The following is an 18,928-nucleotide window of genomic DNA, read 5'->3' on the forward strand; positions in this document are numbered from 1 at the left end:
CAATTCTCATATCTCAATTCTAAAATCGTTTACATACATTCTACTGCCACTATGTTGCCTTCATCTTGCCTTGATGTTGGGAGTATCCCGCTACTATGACCCGTCCTAAAATAACTATACATGTTTTTAAATAAATCCTATTATAGTTATACACCAATTGATCTTAATCCTAAATTTACTATACAAGAGAGTTTTGATAATTAAAACTTCTATTATAGTTTTTCCATCTTTTCTTTAATTTTTCTGACTGCAAATGCGCAGCATTTGGAGTTAAATAATCACAACTTGCATGTGGTCTTAATTCATTATAAGTTTTAATACTATTAGTAATTTTAATTTTTGTCTGATTAAAACCTAATGTGCTTTCATATAAATTAAATTCCATTTTAATTATTCCATTAACTCTTTCTGCCATTGCATTTTCATAGGGATCACCTTTTTCTGTCATACTTATAGCTATTGTAATCTTCCCCTTGTTAAGAACACTTAAAAGTAGAGTTTTTATTTAATATTATTGTATTATTATTTTGATTAATTTGAAATGTAGGAAAATCATTAGGATTTTTGACCTTACCATATTTCAATAAAAAGTTTCTAGGAGAAAGATATTGCAAAGAACTATGTGGTCTTTCATTGTTATACATCCACATCCAAATTTCTGTATAATTTTTCATTTCTTTGATATTTTCAAATAAATAAGCATTTAAAAAATCTGTTCTAAAAGTTCTATTAAATCTTTCAATCAACGAATTTTGCGTAGGTTTCCCAGGTTGAATATAATATAATTCAATGGCTTTTTTTTGACAAAATAGTTTTAGTTTTTCAGCAATAAATTCTGGACCATTATCTACTCTAATTTTCTCAGGTTTCCCTCGCCATTCGATTAGTTTTTCTAGTTCAGAAATTACTTTAGCTGAAGGTAAGCTTGTGTCGATACAAATACTCAAAATTTCTCGATTAAAATCGTCTATAATATTCAAACTTCTCACGCTTTTTCCGTTTTCTAAACTATCATGCATAAAATCCATACTCCACGTTACATTTGGATAAATCGGACGTAAAAGCGGCTCTTTAATCCTTGCAGGAAGTCTTTTTTTACGTTTATTACGTAGGTTAAGTTTCATCGAAGTATAAATTCGATAAACTCGTTTATGGTTCCAAGTAAAGCCTAAATTTCGTAAACGATAATGCATCATCCAAAAGCCCCAAGTTTGATGCTCGTTGGATAGTGCTATCAATTGAAAACATATTTTTTCATCCTCATCTTTACGTACTTTTTGATAATAAAAAACGGATGTTCTTAAGTTAAATAGACGACAAGCCCTGCGGGAACTTAGTTGATGTTTTGCTTTTGAATACAACACCAATTCTCGTTTTTCACAAAGCGTTATAGCTTTTTTTCGATAACATCTTTTAAAACTACGTTTTCTAAAGTAAGCTCTGCTACAATTTTTTTATATTGAGACAATTGCTTCTCTAGTTCCTTTAATTGAGCTAATTGATGAGCTTCCATTCCGCCATATTTACTCTTCCATTTATAAAAAGTCGGTTGGCTTATTCCATGTTCACGACAAATTTCATTGACTGTTTTGCCTTGATTTTGTTTTGATAAGATCTTGACGATCTGAACTTCTGTAAAATTGCTTTGTTTCATAATTATCCCTAAGTTAATAAACTATATTTTTAAACGTTCCGTTTTTTAGGGAAGATTACACTATGTTATTTGAGAGTAATAAATCTACATATTTATGTGAGCAATACTGCGATCCTCTATCAGAATGATGAATTATAGATTCATTATAAAGCCTGTTATTTACTGCCATGTTAAGCGCTTCAATACAACCATCAGCTGATAAATCCTCACGGAAGCAATACCCCATTATTTTTCTTGAATAAGCATCTGTTATTAAACTAAGATAACCCCAATGATTGCCTAATCGAATATATGTTATATCACTTACCCAAACCTGCTCAGGCCTTGTTACTACTAAGTTCTTTACTAAATTACTATATTTCTTCATCCAATGTCTTGAGTCAGTAGTAACAACATTTCTTCTTCTTTGTCTAATTAATAGTTTATGCTCTGATAATAAGTTAAATAAATAATCTCTTCCAAAACTTATCCCATGTGAACGTAATTTATTTTGAATTAAATAATGAAGCTTTCTTGTACCCACTCGTGGCAGTTCTTTTCTGATAGTAATTACTTCTTGAAGTATAATATCTTCTTTAATTAAATTACTTTCTTTACTCCACAAAGAATCATAATATGCATGTCTTGTTTTGCCAAACAATCCACATAAAATAGCTATTCCTACTTGAGGAAAATCCTCTTTCATTTTTAAGACTGCTTGGCTCCAAACTTTTTTCTAATATCAATTTTTAAGTGTTCGCCAGCAACATCTATCAGCGTATTTAAAGCTTTTATCTGTAGCTCTACTTTCTGTAAAGACTCTTTTTCTGCTTTCTTTGAGATTAAAATAGATTTATCCATAATAGATTCATTATCAGAAAAAATATCAACTTTTTCAACTTTATATTGCCTTACCCACTCATTAATCAATTTTACATTCTTTATCTGATAAGCTATTTTTGCTTCATTTACAGTCATTCTTCCTTGTTCGATAGCACTGACGATTGTTCGTTTTTCAAGCTTAGTGTAGCTTCGGCGTTTAATGGCTTCATGATAAATCTCTGATCCGTAATTTCGCATCCACGCATCAAGAGTTGCTTTTCCTAAACCATAAATTCTAGTAGCTTCTTTTCTAGGTAAACCACTTTCAACTTCTTTGACAATTTTCATAATTAAACGCTTGTCATAGCGGCTATACTTGTTCTCCCGAACTACATAATCAACTTCATCTGTTTTTTTCATACAATTGTAATTTGTGTATAGCTAATTCAGGACAAGTCAATAGTTCTGATCCTAATACGATAGAGTATGATAATATAGTATCAACTTTCCATGCTTCTATTGCAAAAGAAAAAGATGGAAGTTTCAAAGTTTGGGGACAAGTTAGTGATAGTAATGGAACTGGAGATTTATTAGTTCCTACATTAATAGCTCCAGTAAATGGTTTTAATTATACAGGAACAGCTCTTAGAGCAACAGGAGGTAGTAATAGTAATTCTGGACATCAATTTGCTTTACTAACAACAGATGGACTTTATATGTGGGGAACAAAAAATTATTTGGTAAGTAATACCATCAAGGATAATACTGCTTTTGGAAAAATCTCTGTGAATGGTAAAGCAGATGGTTTGCCTACAGGTGTTACGCCTTCTGATGTTAAGATGATGTTTGGTTCTTATGGAACATTAGCGATCGTTACCTGTACAGGTGAAGCTTGGGTGTTGTCTTTTAATGGATCTAAAAATGGTGATGGGACAACAGAAAATACAGGAACAATGTGGAAACGAGTGAAAACTTCAGCGACAGAGAACCTTAATAATGTGGTTGCCATGCGAGGTACACCTAATGCCTTATTTGCACTAACATCGGATGCAAAACTCTACACATGGGGAACAAATACTTATGTTAATAATGGTGGAGCATCCAGCAGAACTTATGCTACAGAAGTGACAAAACCTGCAGGTGTAACACCTAAAATGATTGGGATGACTCAAACTGCAGGAAGTTCGGCTAATCTACAATCCTATTATTTATTAGCTACTAATGGAAAATTGTATGCTATGGGAGATAATGGATATCCCCCTGAATTTTCCAGTGTAAGTTAAGCTACATTTTTTAAAAATTGTAAATTATTATTAAACTCAAAAATAGTTTTATAATTCAAAGCTTTATGTCTTCTATTTCTGTTATACCAAATTTCAATATACTGAAAAATTTGTTTTTTCATTTTCTCTCTTGTAATTAATTTATTTCCATAAATCATTTCAGTTTTTAACGATTTAAAGAAACTCTCAGCCACAGCATTGTCCCAGCAATTCCCTTTCCTTGACATGCTACGGATAACACCATAAGAATCAAGCGTATTTGCAAACTTCTTTGACGCATATTGTATTCCTCGATCAGAATGAAATAGCATTCCTTTTTTAATCGATCTATTCTTTATAGCCATACGCCATGCTGATAAAGTTGTATCTTCAGTACTCATCGTATTGCTCAAACTCCAACCAATGACCTTTCTATCATATAAATCGATAATTGTTGTTAAATATAAAAATCCTTCTTGAGTTTGAATATAAGTAATATCTGATACCCATTTCATAGAAGGTTTTGAAGCGTAAAAATCTCGATTAAGAAGATTATTTACAGTTAAATAATTATGTTTAGAATTTGTTGTAACTCTAAACTTTTTACTTAATTTACTTCTTAAACCAAGCTCTTGCATATATTTAGCAACTGTTTTAACTGATATTCTGTAACCTAAAGCATTTAATTCTGAATGAATTCGAGGACTTCCATATCTCTGCTTGAATTTAAAATATAGATACTTTATTTTATCTAGCATCAAATTTTTTCTCAAAAGTCGATTGGAGCAACCTTTATTTTTCCATTTATAATAGCTGCTGGAGTGGATTTTTAAGATAATACACATTTTCTCAATCGGAAATTGGCAATCGTGATTCTTTATAAATCTATATTTCATCGACCGTTCTTGGAGAAAATGCTGATTGCTTTTTTTAAGATATCACGTTCTAATTCTGCATCTTTAAGCTTTCTTTCTAATTCAACTATTCGCTCCTGTTCTGGCGTTAGTTTTAAATTACCTTTTCCTGGAAAACTATTGGATCCGTATTCTTGATAATCTTTGCGCCATTTGTATAATAAGGAGGCTTTTATTCCAAGTTCCCTTGCTAATTCCGATATATTACTTCTTTCATAACTCAATTCTACCGCTCGTAATTTAAATGAAGCATCGTAATGATTTTTTATTCCTTTCATAATTGTAAGATAAGTATTATATACCTTTTCTTACTCTGGAACTTTCGTTAGGATATCCAACTTGCTGTTTTTAACGGGACTGCTTGGTCTTTTTGGAAACCTTAAAAGCAAATAAAATATTATTACGAATCAAATAAAAAATCCTATCAGTTATCTATCTGATAGGATTTTTATGTATTCATTTGATATTATAAAAACTTAAAGTTTATCATCAAATTAATTTATTTAATAATTATAACATTTATACCTTTGTTTAAATTCAAAATATAAATATGTTATTTTATCCAACATGAACTTTTTTCTCAAAAGTCTATTGGATCCGTATTCTTGATAATCTTTACGCCATTTGTATAATAAGGAGGCTTTAATGCCAAGTTATCTAACTGATTATGAGATGTTATTTCTTTCGTAACTTAGTTCTGCCGTTCGTAATTTAAATGAAGTGTCGTAATAATTTTTTATCCTTTCATCGAGTTAAGATAAGTTTTTATATCTTTTCTTACACTAGAATTTTTATTAGGACATCCAAAAATCAAAGCGTTTAATCATTTTATGGGGTTAAAAAGTACTTTTCTCGTCAAAAATCTAATATCTCAGTTCTCATATCTAAACATTTCAAAAAATATTTTCCATTGTACCAGCGACTTAAGGAAAGAATGTAAAATAAATGTAAATTATGTTTGGAAAAACAAATAATGCAGGCGTATATTTGCAGCCGCAATACGAAAGACGAGTAGTATTGTAGTTGACATAAGGACTTAGTAGCGACAAAAATTATTTAAAAATAAATTTGCGAGAATCTAAATAAGTATTATCTTTGCCATCCGATTCCGAAAGGGGTTTTTGGAGTGAAAGTAAGAATTGACTTATTGAAATAAAAACTTTAAAATTTATCAAAATAAATTTTGTTAGTTAAAAAATAAGTTTTACCTTTGCAACCGCAAATACTGAGAGGTTTTGCTAAGATGAGAAGTTCATTTGAAATTATAAAATATACAGAAGAAAAAATAGCCGAATAAAACGAAGTCAATCCTTTAATAATGGAGCTATAGGAAATTCGAAGTTGTAAAAACATAGGTAGCAATACCAAACGAAATTATTTACAATGGAGAGTTTGATCCTGGCTCAGGATGAACGCTAGCGGGAGGCTTAACACATGCAAGCCGAGGGGTATAGTTCTTTCGGGAACTAGAGACCGGCGCACGGGTGCGTAACGCGTATGCAACTTGCCCTACTGAAAAGGATAGCCCTTCGAAAGGAGGATTAATACTTTATAACAGATTTAATGGCATCATTAGATTTTGAAAGATTTATCGCAGTAGGATAGGCATGCGTAAGATTAGTTAGTTGGTGAGGTAACGGCTCACCAAGACGATGATCTTTAGGGGGCCTGAGAGGGTGAACCCCCACACTGGTACTGAGACACGGACCAGACTCCTACGGGAGGCAGCAGTGAGGAATATTGGACAATGGGTGGAAGCCTGATCCAGCCATCCCGCGTGTAGGATGACGGCCTTATGGGTTGTAAACTACTTTTATCTGGGGATAAACCTACTTACGTGTAAGTAGCTGAAGGTACCAGAAGAATAAGCACCGGCTAACTCCGTGCCAGCAGCCGCGGTAATACGGAGGGTGCAAGCGTTATCCGGATTTATTGGGTTTAAAGGGTCCGTAGGCGGATTAATCAGTCAGTGGTGAAATCTCATAGCTTAACTATGAAACTGCCATTGATACTGTTAGTCTTGAGTGATGTTGAAGTTGCTGGAATGTGTAGTGTAGCGGTGAAATGCTTAGATATTACGCAGAACACCAATTGCGAAGGCAGGTGACTAAACATTAACTGACGCTGATGGACGAAAGCGTGGGGAGCGAACAGGATTAGATACCCTGGTAGTCCACGCCGTAAACGATGGATACTTGCTGTTGGGCTTTCGGGTTCAGTGGCTAAGCGAAAGTTATAAGTATCCCACCTGGGGAGTACGTTCGCAAGAATGAAACTCAAAGGAATTGACGGGGGCCCGCACAAGCGGTGGAGCATGTGGTTTAATTCGATGATACGCGAGGAACCTTACCAAGGCTTAAATGCAATTTGACAGAACTAGAAATAGTTTTTTCTTCGGACAGAATGCAAGGTGCTGCATGGCTGTCGTCAGCTCGTGCCGTGAGGTGTTAGGTTAAGTCCTGCAACGAGCGCAACCCCTATCATTAGTTGCCAGCGTTTAAAGACGGGGACTCTAATGAGACTGCCGGTGCAAACCGCGAGGAAGGTGGGGACGACGTCAAGTCATCACGGCCCTTACGTCTTGGGCTACACACGTGCTACAATGGTAAGTACAGAGGGCAGCTACTTGGCAACAAGATGCGAATCTCAAAAACTTATCTCAGTTCGGATTGGAGTCTGCAACTCGACTCTATGAAGCTGGAATCGCTAGTAATCGCATATCAGCCATGATGCGGTGAATACGTTCCCGGGCCTTGTACACACCGCCCGTCAAGCCATGGAAGCTGGGGGTACCTGAAGTCGGTGACCGTAATAGGAGCTGCCTAGGGTAAAACTGGTAACTAGGGCTAAGTCGTAACAAGGTAGCCGTACCGGAAGGTGCGGCTGGAACATCTCATATTTAGAGAACGACGAATTTTCTTCTATTGTAAGAAGATTGATTTTGATTCGGCTTTTTATTCTGTAGTATTTAATATATAGTTAGAGATAGAGGTTAAGATAAAGTAAAAGATTAAGGAATAAAAACTTATTACTTATAACTTAAGACTTACAACTAACAAAAGACCACTCTTTAAGAGTATTAAAGAGTCTCATAGCTCAGCTGGTTAGAGCGCTACACTGATAATGTAGAGGTCGGCAGTTCGAGTCTGCCTGAGACTACTAAAAACGAATTTCGGTTAACGAATTTCGAAATACGACAAAGAGGGGGATTAGCTCAGCTGGCTAGAGCGCTTGCCTTGCACGCAAGAGGTCATCGGTTCGACTCCGATATTCTCCACGAAGCGATAAACGAATCTCGAAGTTCGAAATTCGTCTAAAGCAGAAGAGTTCATTGACATTATTAGAAACAGATTATAATTTATTTATAATCGCATACAATCAAAAACAAACAGATTTAGAAATAAATCAAAGTTTTATAAAGGTATACAATTAATCAAGAAAACGAGTAAGATTAACATAACCGCTCATAATATGACGGTTAAATCGAGAAAAAAGTTACAAAGGGCGTACGGCGGATGCCTAGGCTTTGAGAGGCGATGAAGGACGTGATAAGCTGCGATAAGCTACGGGGAGCGGCACATACGCATTAATCCGTAGATTTCCGAATGGGACAACCCGGCATGTTGAAGGCATGTCACCCAGCAATGGGAGCGAACGTTGGGAACTGAAACATCTAAGTACCAATAGGAAAAGAAATCAATTGAGATTCCGTAAGTAGTGGCGAGCGAACGCGGATTAGCCCTAAAGACTTAATAAGGATAATAGAATAACCTGGAAAGGTTAACCGTAGAGGGTGATAGTCCCGTAAATGAAATTTTTATTAAGTTGATAACGAGTAAGGCGGAACACGAGAAATTCTGTCCGAATATGGGAGGACCATCTTCCAAGGCTAAATACTCCTCAAAGACCGATAGTGAACTAGTACTGTGAAGGAAAGGTGAAAAGCATTTCGAATAGAAAGTTGAAATAGAACCTGAAACCGTACGCCTACAAGCGGTCGGAGCACGTAAGTGTGACGGCGTGCCTTTTGCATAATGAGCCTACGAGTTAATGTTGCTGGCAAGGTTAAGCACTTCAGGTGCGGAGCCGTAGCGAAAGCGAGTCTGAATAGGGCGCTATAGTCAGTAGTATTAGACGCGAAACCTTGTGATCTACCCATGGGCAGGTTGAAGCTTTGGTAACACAAAGTGGAGGACCGAACCGGTTGACGTTGAAAAGTCTTCGGATGACCTGTGGGTAGGGGTGAAAGGCCAATCAAACTGGGAAATAGCTCGTACTCCCCGAAATGCATTTAGGTGCAGCGTTTAGTAAAGTATATTAGAGGTAGAGCTACTGATTGGATGCGGGGGCTTCACCGCCTACCAATTCCTGACAAACTCCGAATGCTAATATATGTTTCTAGGCAGTGAGGGCATGGGTGCTAAGGTCCATGTCCGAGAGGGAAAGAACCCAGACCATCAGCTAAGGTCCCCAAATATATGCTAAGTTGAAAAAACGCGGTTGGATTGCATAGACAGCTAGGATGTTAGCTTGGAAGCAGCTATTCATTTAACGAGTGCGTAACAGCTCACTAGTCGAGCGATCCGGCATGGATAATAATCGGGCATAAGCATATTACCGAAGCTATGGATTAGTACATTAGTACTACTGGTAGGGGAGCATTCTAACGGCGCAGAAGTCACCTGGTAATGGGTGGTGGAGCTTTTAGAAAAGAAAATGTAGGCATGAGTAACGATAAAATAAGTGAGAAACTTATTCGCCGTAAGACTAAGGATTCCTCAGCTATGCTAATCAGCTGAGGGTTAGTCGGGACCTAACACGAACCCTAACGGGGTAGTGGATGGCAAACGGGTTAATATTCCCGTACCTGCACTCAATAAAAGTGACGAATGATTGTAGGAGGTGCGTACTGACGGAATAGTACGTTGAACCTACGTAAAGTAGGGATAGTACACGAAGACTTCGGTTAGAGTGATAATCCTCTGAAAATTGTTCCAAGAAATAGCGAGATGTGCAGCCCGTACCGTAAACCGACACAGGTGGTCGAGGAGAGTATCCTAAGGCGCTCGAGCGATTCATGGTTAAGGAATTAGGCAAAATAGACCTGTAACTTCGGGAGAAAGGTCGCTGACAGCAATGTCAGCCTCAGTAAAAAGGCCCAGGCGACTGTTTATCAAAAACACAGGACTCTGCAAAATAGAAATATGACGTATAGGGTCTGACACCTGCCCGGTGCTGGAAGGTTAAGGAAGGAGCTTAGAGGTAACTCGAAGGTTTTGACTGAAGCCCCAGTAAACGGCGGCCGTAACTATAACGGTCCTAAGGTAGCGAAATTCCTTGTCGGGTAAGTTCCGACCTGCACGAATGGTGTAACGATCTGGGCACTGTCTCAACCATGATCTCGGTGAAATTGTAGTATCGGTGAAGATGCCGGTTAATCGCAACGGGACGAAAAGACCCTGTGAACCTTTACTATAGCTTTGTATTGACTTCGGGTAAATAATGTGTAGGATAGGTGGGAGACTATGAAGCAGTATCGCTAGGTATTGTGGAGTCATTGTTGAAATACCACCCTTTATTTACTTGGAGCCTAACTTCTTTATGGAAGGACAGTGCATGGTGGGTAGTTTGACTGGGGTGGTCGCCTCCAAAAGAGTAACGGAGGCTTTCAAAGGTACCCTCAGCACGCTTGGTAACCGTGCGTAGAGTGTAATGGCATAAGGGTGCTTGACTGTGAGACCAACAAGTCGATCAGGTGCGAAAGCAGGACATAGTGATCCGGTGGTTCCGTATGGAAGGGCCATCGCTCAAAGGATAAAAGGTACTCCGGGGATAACAGGCTAGTCTCCCCCAAGAGCTCACATCGACGGGGAGGTTCGGCACCTCGATGTCGGCTCGTCACATCCTGGGGCTGGAGAAGGTCCCAAGGGTTGGGCTGTTCGCCCATTAAAGTGGCACGCGAGCTGGGTTCAGAACGTCGTGAGACAGTTCGGTCTCTATCTGTTGTGATCGTTAGAAGTTTGAGCGGAGTTGACTCTAGTACGAGAGGACCGTGTTGAACAAACCTCTGGTGTATCAGTTGTGCCGCCAGGTGCACCGCTGAGTAGCTACGTTTGGAAGAGATAAGCACTGAAAGCATATAAGTGCGAAACTCGCCGCAAGATAAGACTTCTTTAAAGGGTCGTTGTAGACTACAACGTTGATAGGCTATAGATGTAAAGGCAGTGATGTCATAGTCGAGTAGTACTAATTACCCATAGACTTTTTCTAAAAAAGTAGAACGAATCAAAGCTAATGATAGCAATATCAAAAATTAAAAAGATTAAATACTAAGATTGATTTAATCGTCATAGAGAAGGTTAGTTAATCTTATTTGGATTAATAATGTAATACCAAAGATTGTGTGAAGGCTTTAAGCTTAATGCATAGAGCTTCTAATAATGTCAAGATATAATAGGAACTAAACCTATACAAAAATATTAGGGTGACTATAGCTGCAGGGCTCACCTCTTCCCATTCCGAACAGAGAAGTTAAGCCTGCCTGCGCCGATGGTACTGTTACTTACGGGAGAGTAGGTCGTCGCCAGTTTTTATCAAAAGCCTCAAGTTGTTCACTTGAGGCTTTTTTTGTGGGTATACGTCGCGCTTTAGACTGAACGTTTTAAGCTTTACGCATCTCCAGACTATGTTTTATAAAACAAGAAGCTTCCAATCAGTAAATAAGAGGCTTCTAATTAGTCAACAAGAAGCTTCTTCTTGATAAAAAGGAAGCTTCCTTTTTACAACTAACTCAGAACTTACAACTCATAACTCGATAACACTCCTTTGTAGATTTTTATTGTCAGTCTTAAATCTTATGTCTTATAACTTATTACTCAAAACTCAGAACTTAAAACCCGCGTTAGGGATAGTAGTGTAAATCCTTTTGTAGGAGTTGGATTTTCTGTAATCACTTCTAATCTTCTTTTACAAAAGATTGGAACGGATAGCCCAACCGAGCGATTTGCATTAGCTGTGTTTGTATTATTTTGGTTATTTTATAAATAATATAAATGGAAGGCAAAGAGCGAGGGAACGCCCAAATAATTACAAAAAAAGCCCAACCGAAGTTGAGCTTTTAAAATATAGATGAAAGGGTAATAATTTACTCGCCTAAATATGAAACTGTCTTAGAATCTCCTTCAACAGTAACTTTAGTCAAGTTATATTTTGCTAAATTTTTCATTGATTTGTCCCATTTTTTACCGCTTAAAGCAGCTTGAGATTTTAATTCATTCAAATCAATGTTTTCGTTAGCTTTTAAAATTTCAATAATTTGAGTTTCTTCTTCTGTCAATTCGTAAGCTGGTGCAGCTTTTTCTGGACGCATTTGAGGGAAGAATAAAACTTCTTGAATAGATGGATTATTTGTTAAGAACATAATCAAACGATCCATTCCGATTCCTAAACCTGATGTTGGAGGCATTCCGTATTCTAATGCACGTAAGAAATCTTGGTCGATAAACATTGCTTCGTCGTCACCTCTATCAGCTAAAGCCATTTGTGCTTCAAAACGCTCACGTTGATCGATTGGGTCATTTAACTCAGAATATGCGTTAGCAATTTCTTTTCCACAAACCATTAATTCGAAACGCTCAGTTAATTCTGGATTATCACGGTGCTTTTTAGTCAATGGAGACATTTCTTTTGGATAATCTGTAATGAAAGTTGGTTGAATGTAGTTTCCTTCACATTTTTCACCAAAAATTTCATCGATTAATTTTCCTTTACCCATAGTCTCATCAACCTCGATCCCCATTCCTTTAGCAGCTTCAAATAATTCTGCTTCAGATTTTCCATCGATATCAAATCCTGTAAAATCAATAATTGATTGACGCATTGTTACACGTTTGTAAGGTGCTTTGAAATCAATTTTATGTTCTCCGAAAGTTGTTTCAGAAGTTCCATTAACAGCAATTGCACAATGTTCTAATAATTGCTCTGTGAAATCCATCATCCAGTTGTAATCTTTGTAAGCAACATAAATTTCCATTGCTGTAAATTCTGGATTATGCGTACGATCCATTCCTTCGTTACGGAAGTTTTTAGAAAATTCGTAAACACCATCAAAACCACCAACGATTAATCTTTTTAAATATAATTCGTTCGCGATTCTTAAATATAATGGAATATCTAATGCATTATGATGTGTAATAAACGGACGAGCTGCTGCACCCCCAGGAATCGATTGTAAAACAGGAGTTTCTACTTCCATGTATCCACGATCGTTGAAGAAATTACGCATTGCGTTGAATAAACGTGTACGTTTTAAGAAAATTTCTTTCACGTGAGGATTTACAACCATGTCTACGTAACGCATACGGTAACGCAATTCTGGATCTGTAAAAGCGTCAAATACATGACCTTCGTCGTCAGTTTTTACAATTGGTAATGGACGTAAAGTTTTTGATAACAAAGTTAATTTTGTTACGTGAACAGAAATTTCACCTACTTTAGTTTTGAATTCATATCCTTCAATTCCAATAAAATCTCCGATATCCATCAATTTCTTGAAAATTGTATTATACTCAATTCCTTCTTCAGACGAAGAAATATCATCTCTCGAGATATAAACCTGTACACGACCTTCGCTATCTTGTAACTCAGCGAAAGAAGCTTTCCCCATTACACGAACACTCATCAATCGTCCGGCAAGCTTGACAACCTTTCCTTCTTCGTACTTTTCCTTAATTTCTTTAGAATTAGAAGTTATCACGAATTCTTCGGCAGGGTAAGGCTCAACGCCTAAGTCTCTTAATTGTTGTAGTTTTTCTCTACGAATAATTTCTTGTTCAGACAATTGCATAGTGAATATAATTTATATAAAATGAATGCAAAATTATGAAAAATAATCTTGATTCACGAAGTTTTTATGATTTAATAATGTAAGAATTATCAGTATTGATGCGAGTTTTAGTCTACTAACTCAAAACGGCGCTCTAATGTATAATCTGTATCTTGAAATTTTACCTTTTTGGTTTCGATACTATATGAAATCCAACCGTTATCCTTGATACGCGAAGTCGTTTTAACATAATATTTTATGTCGTCTTTCAATCTATTTTCAGAAGGCTGTTCTGTACCTAATTTTGTTGCTAATTCTTTTAGATAAGTATACCAAGAATTGGCCAACCAATCTTTATCGGCTTCCTGAAAACTTGACATAATGTAATTGGTTTGCGAAACTCCAATCTCATTCAATTTCAATTCTGTTGTAGCTGGAGTGGGAGAAGTGCTAAATAAATTGTCCATGTAAGATTGATAAACAAATGGCGCACTTTCTAAAGTAAAATTACTTTTTCCATAAAAATGATGGAATTGACGAATGTCTTTGTCAAATAATTTAACAATACTTTCTTCTGTAGAATATTGTTGAAGATTCTTTTTGATTAACGCAATCGCAGTAGGATTATCCAAATATTTATTCTCTAAATCTTCTGAAGATAAAACCAATTGTTTAATCGTTTTATCTAAATCTGTATAACCTAAAAATCGTCCGTCTTGATCTATTTTAAAGGAAATCGAAACATTATTAACTAACGAAAAAGGATTATTTAAAAATGATTTTGAATTGAATTGTATATTTCTGAAATTCCACTTTACAATGGTTTCGTTTTGATAAATATTTTCAACTTGAATAATAACGTTATAAGTATATTGTTCTTGATGCGAAATCGTGTCATCTTCCAATTTCACTTCACTTGTTGTTACATTATATCGTTTTTCGTTTCCAATATTCCAATATGTTTTGGGAAAAATAATCGTTTCCTGCGGAGCATTAAAAATGGTATCATTTTTAACAACCGGTGAAATTGTATCTTGAATAGGATCTTGGGCAAATATTTTTATCGAAAAAAATAGAAAAAACAGATAATATGTAAAATTAATTTTCATTTATAAGTAATCAAACTAATTCAAAAATAGAGCAAATTATCTAAAATGAAGTTTGAAATTCGTTAAAAAATAAAATTTAGTCATTTAAAAGTTTTATACTTAATTGATTAACTGTTTTCTTAGAACCAATATTTAAGCTAAATAAATATTCAGATTTGATTAAAATTGAATTCAAATCGTACGTATTTTCATATTTCACTTTTAATTCAACTGTTTCTGAATATTTTTTGATTTCTTTTTTTACCTGTTCTTGCGACAAATTCAGTTTAGCATCATTCAACATATAATACGCCATTTCTTCCCATAATTTCTCAAAATCATCTTTGCTCAAATTTTGGTCAGAAGCAATTGTATACGTACCTTTTTCTTTGTTGATATCTTTTAGATAAGTATTTGTGGTAGAAGAAATTGGAAATCCAAAAATATTTTCCTGTACAGATTTTCCTTCATATGTTTCACCTAAACGAAAATATTGTCCATTAAAATAATTGAAAACGTGAATTTCTTGCTCAAAAACATAGGGAACATATGTTTTCGATTTGACCATTTCCTCAATGTACGCAATATTTGCCTTATAATCATCAGATTTTTTGCGTTGTTTACCAAGTTTATCTGTTATTTTAAGCAATTTTTCTTCAATCTGAGGAACATTTAATAATTCTAAAAATTCTCCAGAAGGATTTGTTGTGAATTCGTACTCTATTCCTTCAGAATTATTGATAAAATCGCGGTAAAATTCATCAGGATCATTGGATTGATTTTTACCATTTACAAATGTATACTTATTGGCAAAATCATTCTTGTCAACCAATTCCATCGATTTATTTGATTGGTTGATGACTTTAGAAACCGTATCATTTACAGAAATCGAAAAGTTACGATCTGTAAATGAGTAGTTATATATTTTGTTTAATTCTAAATTTGGTTTTACCTGTACAGATTTTTCTTCAAAATTCACCTGCGCAAAAATGGCAGGAGAGTATAGTAAAATCAAGGTAAATAGGCTTGTTTTCATTCTCTCTAAAAGTTGTACAAATATAGAATGATTATTGAATATCCAAGTTATTTATTGAACGAATCATTGTATCAATTGGCTTAGTTTCCGAAATTTCTTTTTCCATCAAAGTTCCACCGATTTCTTTCAGCTTTTTAACCTGCGGAATAAATCGATTTTCTAGTGAACCTATAGCTTTATTGTAACTTTGGGTTGCTTGGTTTAGATTATGACCAACCGTCGCCAAATGTTGTATTAAAACATTCACACGATTGTATAATTCTATTCCAGCATCTCGCATTTGATATATATTTTCCGCAACATTTAATTGTTGCCAGCTAAACGCAATTGTGCGAAGCATTGTAATCAAAGTAGTTGGTGTTGCAATAATTATTCTATTGTTTAGTGCATCTTCTATCAAAGTTCGCTCCAATTCTAACGCAGCACCAAAAGAACTTTCAATTTGCAGATACATCACCACATAATCGGGTGCTTCTGTGTATTGATTCCAATAAGCCTTAGAACTCAAATTCTTTAAATGTTCGCGTACAGCTTTCGCGTGCATTTGTAAATGTTGTTTTCTTAAATTCTCATCTTCCGTTTCAAATGCAAGCATATATTGGTTTAATGGAACTTTAGAATCGACAATTACTTTTCGATTTCCAGGAAGATTAACGATTAAATCCGGGCGAAGCAAACCATTTTCGGACTGAACAGAAGTTTGTTCTTCAAAATCACAAAAAGATGACATTCCAGCAAATTCAACGACACGACGCAATCCAATTTCTCCGTATTTTCCTCTTGTGTGTGAAGTTTTAAGAGCAGAAACTAATGTATTGGTTTCTTTTTGCAATTTATCAGTTGTACCACGCATTGAATCTAAGAAAACTTTAATTTCTGAATAAGCGCCTTCTCGAGCTTTTTCTATTTCGGATATTTTTCCGTCAAATTTATTCAAGCTTTCATTTAATGGTTTGATTAACGAATCAATCGCTTGTTGACGTTTTTCTAAATCGTTTTGAGAATTAGAAAAATGTTTATCCAATGTTGTTTTCGCTAAATCAAGAAATTGTTCGTTATTACTTTTCAAAACTTGAGCTGAAAGTGCTTCAAATTGCTCTTTTAATCGTTCATTGGTTTCGAGCATAAACGATTTTTGCTCCTCCACAGCTTTCATTGCTTCTTGATGGCGAACCGTTAATTCTGTATTTTTTTCGCGCTCTTTTTGCCATTGATCCAAATTGAAATTTGCATCATCTTTTATTTCGATAAATTCATTTTTTAGCGAATCATATTGTTTCTGAAGTTCTTGGTGTTTTATTTCATTTCCAATTATGGCTGAATTTGCTTTCGATTTTGAATATAAAAAACTGATAACGGCTCCAATGATAAAAAAAAGGATGGATGAAAGTATGATTGCGCTGTTCATAATCTTAAAATTTAAACAAAGGAACGATTTTATACGACACAATATGTCGTTATTAAAAATAAAATCATAAAAAAACGATTTCTAAGAATTGTTTTTTCATCTTAAATTAATTGTTTTGATCTCTTTAGATAATTTTTGTGCCTTTTATAAAATTAATGTTAAGAAAAAAGACAGCTTGAAAAAGCTGTCTTTGTATGATCATAAATGAATAGAATCTTGGGATTCTGTCCTTAAATTATCTTTTGTTTCGAAGATAGAATTTTTGATGATTTGAGAACTTTCGTTCAAAATTGGTAAAATCTGGCTTTCGTCTTTTGTTTCTTTAAATCCTAGTTCTAAAATCGGATCGATATAATACAAAATACTTGATGTTAAAAGTAAAGAGATTATTAATCCTAAAGCCGCTCCACCAAATCGATTAATGATTCCTAAACCAACTGCTTCTACTGTTTTTTGTGTTAAACTTGACGCTAATTTTATTGTGAAAAAAGCAATTGCAAATGTAATAACTAACGCAACCAAAGAAGTTAAGCTATCTGCAACAATGTTGTAAGAATCGACATAAACTTCGATGATTTGATAAAATTTAAAACTTAACCAAATTGCTACAAAAAAACCGACTAACCCAATTAATTGAGAAATAAAACCTTTGAAAAATCCGTTGATAAAACCAAAAGCTAACGCAATTAAAATCAGAATATCAAGTTGATTGAAATCAGTCATTAAGCGTTTTGTAATTGATGTTTTTCAGCGATTTTTTTCAATGTTCCAACTAAGACATCAATATCTTCTTTAGTTGTTTCGTATGAAAAAGATACACGTAAAGGCGTCATTTGATCAATTTCTTCTTCTGTGTACAATGTTTGCATAACTAATGAAACTTTTGCTGCACCAGAACTGCAAGCACTTCCTTGTGAAACAGCGATACCAGCTAATTCTAATTCGAATCCGATTAAGGCATCATGAAATGGTAATTTGATGCTTAATAATGCATACAAACTTTTGTCTAAATCATCTGATAATCCATTGAAAGAAACGCCTGGAATAGCTGCTTTTAATTGATCGATTGTATATTGTTTAATTTCTTTGATGTGATTAACATGAGCTTCTAACTCATCAATTGCTAAATCAAAAGCTTTTGAAAGTCCAACAATTCCGTATACGTTTTCGGTACCAGAACGCATTCCTCTTTCTTGTCCTCCTCCAGCAATCAAGGCTTTTAAATGCGAAGCTTTTTTTGCATATAAAAATCCAGCACCTTTTGGTCCATGAATTTTGTGTGCTGAGCAAGAAGCGAAATCCATTCCCAAATCTTGGAAATCTAAATCGTAATGACCAACTGTTTGCACCGTATCTGTGTGGAACAATGTATTATTTTCTTGACACAATTGCGAAATACGTTTAATATCTGTTAAATTTCCAATTTCGTTATTAGCATGCATCAAAGAAACCAATGTTTTTTTAGATTGATCTTTAACTAATTCCTCTAATTGAGCATAATCAATGTCTCCATTTTTTTGAATATTGATGCGGATTACTTCAACTTTTCCACGATATTCTAAATCTTTGATACTTTCTTGTACGCATTTGTGTTCCATATCCGAAGTAATGATACGTGTAACATCTAAATCATTTACACAAGAACGTATAATCGTATTGTTAGATTCTGTCCCACAAGAAGTAAAATAAATTTCGGCAGGAGAAATATTTAAACGCTGCGCAATGTTCTTTCGAGCCATTTCTATAAGTGCCTTGGCTTCTCTACCAAAAACGTGGGTAGAAGATGGATTTCCGAAAACATTTTTCATCACATTTGCCATTTCGTCAACTACTTCTGGACGAATTGCTGTGGTTGCTGCATTGTCTAAATATACTCTTTGCATTATCGATTATTTACTGTATTGTTGTTTACTTTGAGGTTTTGAACAACAAATTTAAGTA

Annotated in this window: 13 protein-coding genes, 2 tRNA genes and 3 rRNA genes; 6 read left to right on the plus strand and 12 right to left on the minus strand. The window is 35.0% G+C overall.

Annotated features, from left to right (window positions below; translation table 11 throughout):
- Positions 1-178 precede the first annotated feature (178 nt).
- Genes ACTS9J_RS06555 through ACTS9J_RS06575 form a run of 5 tightly spaced genes read right to left on the minus strand, consistent with a single transcriptional unit; the run spans position 179 to position 2,875 of the window.
- Entirely contained in the window at positions 179-448 is a 270-nt protein-coding gene (locus ACTS9J_RS06555) for an integrase core domain-containing protein (RefSeq protein WP_286496467.1), read from the minus strand.
- A 28-nt stretch (positions 449-476) separates the two neighbouring features.
- Entirely contained in the window at positions 477-1,364 is an 888-nt protein-coding gene (locus ACTS9J_RS06560; protein ID WP_448353055.1) for an IS3 family transposase, read from the minus strand.
- 23 nt (positions 1,365-1,387) lie between these two features.
- On the minus strand, positions 1,388-1,654 hold the full coding sequence (locus ACTS9J_RS06565) for a transposase (RefSeq protein ID WP_291066452.1): 267 nt from the start codon (positions 1,652-1,654) through the stop codon (positions 1,388-1,390).
- 55 nt (positions 1,655-1,709) lie between these two features.
- Positions 1,710-2,339: a DDE-type integrase/transposase/recombinase gene (locus ACTS9J_RS06570; RefSeq protein ID WP_312068504.1), complete on the minus strand. Its 630-nt coding sequence runs from the start codon at positions 2,337-2,339 to the stop codon at positions 1,710-1,712.
- A 2-nt stretch (positions 2,340-2,341) separates the two neighbouring features.
- Positions 2,342-2,875 (minus strand): hypothetical protein, encoded by a 534-nt coding sequence (locus ACTS9J_RS06575; protein ID WP_448353056.1) that lies wholly within the window; start codon positions 2,873-2,875, stop codon positions 2,342-2,344.
- A gap of 11 nt (positions 2,876-2,886) precedes the next feature.
- Between ACTS9J_RS06575 and ACTS9J_RS06580 the strand changes: the two genes are divergently transcribed.
- Positions 2,887-3,738, plus strand: a complete 852-nt coding sequence (locus ACTS9J_RS06580) for a hypothetical protein (protein ID WP_448353057.1) — start codon at positions 2,887-2,889, stop codon at positions 3,736-3,738.
- Here ACTS9J_RS06580 and ACTS9J_RS06585 read toward each other — a convergent pair.
- Positions 3,735-4,909, minus strand: a protein-coding gene (locus ACTS9J_RS06585; RefSeq protein WP_448352912.1) for an IS3 family transposase whose coding sequence is annotated in 2 segments (ribosomal slippage) — positions 3,735-4,642 and positions 4,642-4,909 — 1,176 coding nt in all. Because the reading frame shifts where the segments join, the coding sequence is not laid out codon by codon here. The genes ACTS9J_RS06580 and ACTS9J_RS06585 overlap by 4 nt on opposite strands.
- A 1,102-nt stretch (positions 4,910-6,011) precedes the next feature.
- Here ACTS9J_RS06585 and ACTS9J_RS06590 point away from each other — a divergent pair.
- The 5 genes from ACTS9J_RS06590 (at position 6,012) to rrf (ending at position 11,220) form a co-directional block, all read left to right on the plus strand.
- Positions 6,012-7,530: ribosomal RNA gene (locus ACTS9J_RS06590) — 16S ribosomal RNA — on the plus strand.
- A gap of 186 nt (positions 7,531-7,716) precedes the next feature.
- A tRNA-Ile gene (locus tag ACTS9J_RS06595) sits at positions 7,717-7,790 on the plus strand.
- A gap of 44 nt (positions 7,791-7,834) precedes the next feature.
- Positions 7,835-7,908: transfer RNA gene (locus ACTS9J_RS06600), tRNA-Ala, on the plus strand.
- Between the two features lie 211 nt (positions 7,909-8,119).
- Positions 8,120-10,901, plus strand: a 23S ribosomal RNA gene (locus ACTS9J_RS06605).
- Positions 10,902-11,111: 210 nt separating this feature from the next.
- Positions 11,112-11,220 (plus strand): 5S ribosomal RNA (rrf, locus tag ACTS9J_RS06610).
- The 16S, 23S and 5S rRNA genes sit together here with 2 tRNA genes alongside, the layout of an rRNA operon.
- A 555-nt stretch (positions 11,221-11,775) precedes the next feature.
- Here the strand turns inward: rrf and lysS are convergent.
- The 6 genes from lysS to ACTS9J_RS06640 all read right to left on the minus strand — a co-directional run bounded on the left by lysS (position 11,776) and on the right by ACTS9J_RS06640 (position 18,870).
- Positions 11,776-13,476, minus strand: a complete 1,701-nt coding sequence (lysS, locus tag ACTS9J_RS06615) for a lysine--tRNA ligase (RefSeq protein WP_286496432.1) — start codon at positions 13,474-13,476, stop codon at positions 11,776-11,778.
- 107 nt (positions 13,477-13,583) lie between these two features.
- Positions 13,584-14,564 (minus strand): hypothetical protein, encoded by a 981-nt coding sequence (locus ACTS9J_RS06620; RefSeq protein ID WP_219034726.1) that lies wholly within the window; start codon positions 14,562-14,564, stop codon positions 13,584-13,586.
- A gap of 76 nt (positions 14,565-14,640) precedes the next feature.
- Positions 14,641-15,579: a hypothetical protein gene (locus tag ACTS9J_RS06625; RefSeq protein ID WP_114999803.1), complete on the minus strand. Its 939-nt coding sequence runs from the start codon at positions 15,577-15,579 to the stop codon at positions 14,641-14,643.
- Between the two features lie 31 nt (positions 15,580-15,610).
- On the minus strand, positions 15,611-16,987 hold the full coding sequence (gene rmuC, locus ACTS9J_RS06630; RefSeq protein ID WP_416410802.1) for a DNA recombination protein RmuC: 1,377 nt from the start codon (positions 16,985-16,987) through the stop codon (positions 15,611-15,613).
- A gap of 198 nt (positions 16,988-17,185) precedes the next feature.
- The gene (locus tag ACTS9J_RS06635) at positions 17,186-17,710 is read right to left on the minus strand and encodes a CvpA family protein (protein ID WP_114999807.1); all 525 of its coding nucleotides are present in this window, start codon (positions 17,708-17,710) and stop codon (positions 17,186-17,188) included.
- Positions 17,710-18,870, minus strand: a complete 1,161-nt coding sequence (locus ACTS9J_RS06640) for a cysteine desulfurase family protein (protein ID WP_125350150.1) — start codon at positions 18,868-18,870, stop codon at positions 17,710-17,712. Before ACTS9J_RS06640 ends, ACTS9J_RS06635 begins: the two co-directional genes overlap by 1 nt.
- Positions 18,871-18,928 lie beyond the last annotated feature (58 nt).

Source organism: Empedobacter sp. ULE_I140 (genome assembly GCF_053482575.1).

Coding starts and splice junctions, on each gene's coding strand:
- ACTS9J_RS06555 (WP_286496467.1), bottom strand. CDS start 448: ATGACAGAAAAAGGTGATCCCTATGAAAATGCAATGGCAGAAAGAGTT.
- rmuC (WP_416410802.1), bottom strand. CDS start 16,987: ATGAACAGCGCAATCATACTTTCATCCATCCTTTTTTTTATCATTGGA.
- ACTS9J_RS06570 (WP_312068504.1), bottom strand. CDS start 2,339: ATGAAAGAGGATTTTCCTCAAGTAGGAATAGCTATTTTATGTGGATTG.
- ACTS9J_RS06635 (WP_114999807.1), bottom strand. CDS start 17,710: ATGACTGATTTCAATCAACTTGATATTCTGATTTTAATTGCGTTAGCT.
- ACTS9J_RS06565 (WP_291066452.1), bottom strand. CDS start 1,654: ATGAAACAAAGCAATTTTACAGAAGTTCAGATCGTCAAGATCTTATCA.
- lysS (WP_286496432.1), bottom strand. CDS start 13,476: ATGCAATTGTCTGAACAAGAAATTATTCGTAGAGAAAAACTACAACAA.
- ACTS9J_RS06575 (WP_448353056.1), bottom strand. CDS start 2,875: ATGAAAAAAACAGATGAAGTTGATTATGTAGTTCGGGAGAACAAGTAT.
- ACTS9J_RS06620 (WP_219034726.1), bottom strand. CDS start 14,564: ATGAAAATTAATTTTACATATTATCTGTTTTTTCTATTTTTTTCGATA.
- ACTS9J_RS06640 (WP_125350150.1), bottom strand. CDS start 18,870: ATGCAAAGAGTATATTTAGACAATGCAGCAACCACAGCAATTCGTCCA.
- ACTS9J_RS06625 (WP_114999803.1), bottom strand. CDS start 15,579: ATGAAAACAAGCCTATTTACCTTGATTTTACTATACTCTCCTGCCATT.